Here is a 4,195-nt window from a genome sequence, read left to right on the forward strand (position 1 = left end):
AGGGCCCGCAGCTGCAGGTTCGCGCGGGTCGTCACGTGCACGTCGTCGTCGCCGTATCTCGCTGCGACCCTGTGCAGCGCGGCGAGGGACTCCGGCGACACGCGCCCTCCGGGTACTCGTAGCCGGACCAGGGCGCCGTCCTCGGCGGGCCACGGGCGCAGCACACCGGGGCACAGGTCGGTGCGGGTGCGGCGGGTCGGTCCGGAAGCTCTCACGGGGCACAGTGTGGCAGCCAGAGGTGGCTCGCGGGGAGCGGGGAGCCGACGGCCGGACATCCGCGGGGGACCGGCGCCGGATAGGCTCGCCGGTGCCGTGGTGCTCGGGAAGCCGGAGGAAAAGCCGGCGCGGCCCTCGCCACTGTAGTCGCGTAAGTCGCGCACCCTCGTCCGTCCCAGAGCGGGGCGGAGACCACTGGGCCCAGGCCCGGGAAGGTCGGTCGCGCGGCGTCGATGCGAAAGCCAGGAGACCGGCCACGGCGTCATGTTCCACGAGGGTTTGGAGAAGAACATGCGCCATGACCGGCGTTCGGCGTCCCCTGAGGACGCCTCGGCACCATCAGATGACGCGGCATCGCCGGAGAACACGGCATCACCGGAGGACACGGCACCGCCTCGGCACTCGAGCCAGCCACCGCGCATCACCCTGCTGTCCACCTCCGACACGGACCTGCTCTCCGCGCGGGCCTCCGGGGCGGACTGGACGCTCGGCAACCCGTCCCGCCTGGACGTCGAGGCGGATCTGCCCGGTCTGCTCGACGGCGCCGACCTGGTGGTGGTCCGGATCCTCGGGTCGCGGCGGTCGTGGGAGCCCGGGTTCGCCGCGGTCATGGCCTCGGGGCGGCCGGTGGTCGTCCTGGGAGGCGAGCAGGCCCCGGACGCCGACCTGATGGAGCTCTCCACCGTCCCGATCGGCATCGCGGCCGAGGCCCACCGCTACCTGGCCGAGGGCGGCGAGCGGAACCTCGCCCAGCTCCACGCCTTCCTGTCGGACACCGTGCTGCTCACCGGGACCGGGTTCGCGCCCCCGGAGAGCGTCCCGGTGTGGGGGATGCCGCCGCGGCCGGGTGCCGCCGATTCCCCCGACTCCCCGGCGAGTGGTCACATACGACGCGATTCCCGGAACGGGACCTGGGAGAACGTGAGCGGAACTGACCAGTCGCCGGGCGTTCCCCGCGTGGACCAGTCGCGGCGCGTTCCCCGCGTGGGAGTGCTCTACTACCGGGCGCACGAGGTGAGCGGGAACTCCGGGTTCGCCCATTCGCTCGCCGACGCGATCGACGCCACCGGGCAGGCCGTCGGCGTGCCCGTGTTCGCCGGGTCCCTGCGATCGGCGCCCGACGAGCTGTTCGACGCACTCGGGACGCTCGACGCGCTGATCGTCACGGTCCTGGCCGCCGGCGGGACCACGCCGGGCGCGGTGAGCGCGGGCGGCGAGGACGAGACGTGGGACGTCGAACGGATCGCCACGCTCGACATCCCGGTCCTGCAGGGACTGTGCCTGACGTGGAGTCGGGAGGACTGGGAGGCCTCCGACGACGGCGTCAACCCGTTGGACTCGGCCAACCAGATCGCGATCCCCGAGTTCGATGGCCGGATCATCACCGCGCCGTTCTCCTTCAAGGAGATCGACGCCGACGGGCTGCCTCGCTACGTCGCCGACCCCGAACGCTGCGCCCGCGTCGCGGGGATCGCGGTCTCGCACGCCCGGCTGCGTCATGTGCCCGCGGCGGACCGCCGGATCGCCCTGGTGCTCTCGGCCTACCCGACCAAGCACTCCCGGATCGGCAACGCGGTCGGCCTGGACACCCCCGTCTCGACCATCCGACTGCTGCGCCGGATGCGCGACGAGGGTTACGACCTGGGCCCCGACGACAGCCCGATCGCCCGGTTCCTCGACGTCGCCGACAGTGGCACCGACAGCACCTACGCCGACGACACCGCCGCCGGCGACGCCCTGATCCACGCCCTGATCGCCGCGGGCGGACAGGACGAGGAGTGGCTGACGAACGCCCAGCTCACCGACAGTCACGTACGGATCTCCACGGACGACTACCTCCGGTGGGCGGCGGACCTGCCCGAGTCGCTGCGCTCGGAGATGGTCGAGGCCTGGGGGCAGGCGCCCGGTCAGCTGTTCGTCAACGACGCCGGCGAGATCGTCCTGGCCACCATCCAGGCCGGCAATGTCGTCCTGCTGATCCAGCCGCCCCGCGGGTTCGGTGAGAACCCGGTGGCGATCTATCACGATCCCGAGCTGGCGCCCTCGCACCACTATCTGGCCGCCTATCGGTGGCTCGCGCGGGGTTTCGGCGCCCACGCGCTGGTCCACATCGGCAAGCACGGTTCGCTGGAGTGGCTGCCGGGCAAGAACGCCGCGCTGTCGGCCGCGTGTGCGACCGACGCGGCGATCGCCGACATGCCGTTGATCTACCCGTTCCTGGTCAACGACCCCGGGGAGGGCGCCCAGGCCAAGCGCCGCGCCCACGCCACGATCGTCGACCACCTGGTGCCGCCGATGGCCCGCGCCGAGTCCTACGGCGACATCGCCCGCCTCGAGCAGCTGCTGGACGAGTACGGCAACATCGCGTCCATGGACCCGGCCAAGCTGCCGGCCATCCGCGCGCAGATCTGGACCCTCATGCGGTCGGCGCACATGCACGAGGACCTGGGCCTGGAGCAGCAGCCCGGGGACGAGGAGTTCGACGACTTCCTGCTCCACGTCGACGGGTGGCTCTGCGAGATCAAGGACGTCCAGATCCGCGACGGACTCCACGTGCTGGGTCAGGCGCCGGACGGCGAGGCCCGGGTAAACCTGGTGCTCGCCATCCTGCGCGCCTCGCAGGTGTGGGGCGGCGAGTTCGGCGCAGTTCCCGGTTTGCGCCGCGCCCTCGGGCTGGGGGAGGACGCCCCGACCCAGGAGGTCGACCGCGTGGAGGCCCGGGCCCGGGCGCTGGTCGAGGACATGGACGCCCGCGGGTGGGACCTCACGGCGGTGCCGCAGGTCCTGACCGCCGCGGGTCTGGATGACGACGACGAGGTCGGCCGCGTCCTGGAGTTCGCCGCCCGCGAGGTGGTGCCGCGTCTGGCCGCCACCGTCGACGAGCTGGATGCGGTGATGCACGCCCTGGACGGCGGGTTCGTGCCCGCCGGACCGTCCGGTTCGCCCCTGCGCGGCCTGGTCAACGTGCTGCCGACCGGCCGCAACTTCTACACCGTGGACCCTCGGGCGATCCCGTCCCGGCTGGCCTGGGAGACCGGCCAGGCGATGGCCGACTCCCTGCTGGACCGCCACGTGGCGGAGACCGGTGAGTACCCGAGCTCGGTGGGACTGTCGATCTGGGGCACCTCGGCCATGCGGACCTCGGGCGACGACGTGGCCGAGGTCCTGGCCCTGCTCGGCGTCCGCCCGGAGTGGGACGAGGCCTCCCGCCGGGTCAACGGTCTCGAGGTGGTCCCGGCCGCCGAGCTCGGTCGCCCGCGCGTGGACGTGACGGTCCGCATCTCGGGCTTCTTCCGGGACGCCTTCCCGCACGTCATCACCATGCTCGACGACGCCGTCCGGATGGTGGCGGACCTCGACGAACCCGCCGAGCAGAACTATGTCGCCGCCCACACTCGCGCGGACCTGGCCGAGCACTCGGACCACCGTCGTGCGACCACCCGCATCTTCGGCTCCGCGCCGGGGTCGTACGGCGCCGGGATCCTGCAGACCATCGAGGCCGGCAACTGGCGGGACGACCGGGACCTGGCCGAGGTCTACACCCGGTGGGGCGGCTTCGCCTACGGCCGCGACCTGGACGGCGTCCCGGCCGCGGACGACATGCGCACCAACTACCGGCGCATCGCGGTGGCCGCCAAGAACATCGACACCCGCGAGCACGACATCGCCGACTCGGACGACTACTTCCAGTACCACGGCGGGATGATCGCGACCGTGCGAGCGCTCACCGGCGCCGAACCCCGCGCCTACGTGGGGGACTCCACCACGCCGGACGCCATCCGCACCCGGTCGCTCGCGGAGGAGACGGTCCGGGTGTTCCGGGCTCGCGTGGTCAACCCCCGGTGGATCGCGGCCATGCAGCGGCACGGCTACAAGGGGGCCTTCGAGCTGGCCGCGACGGTGGACTACCTCTTCGGGTTCGACGCCACCGCAGGGGTCGTGCACGACTGGATGTACGACACGCTGGCCAGGGAGTACG

At 72.3% G+C, this 4,195-nt stretch carries 1 protein-coding gene, 1 pseudogene and 1 riboswitch; of the genes and pseudogenes, one reads left to right on the forward strand and one right to left on the reverse strand.

Translation table 11 applies throughout. From position 1 onward, the window contains the following. Positions 1–215 (reverse strand): annotated as a pseudogene (locus G6028_RS17600) (nitrite reductase); the annotation flags it as partial. Positions 216–296: 81 nt separating this feature from the next. Continuing rightward, positions 297–489, forward strand: a riboswitch (cobalamin riboswitch). Here G6028_RS17600 and cobN point away from each other — a divergent pair. Next, positions 481–4,195 (forward strand): cobaltochelatase subunit CobN (cobN, locus tag G6028_RS05050; RefSeq protein WP_241730553.1); only part of this gene is annotated, 3,715 nt, incomplete at its 3' end. Its footprint overlaps the riboswitch before it by 9 nt.

Source organism: Dietzia cercidiphylli (genome assembly GCF_014145145.1).
In the GTDB taxonomy this organism is placed as follows: Bacteria; Actinomycetota; Actinomycetes; order Mycobacteriales; family Mycobacteriaceae; genus Dietzia; species Dietzia natronolimnaea.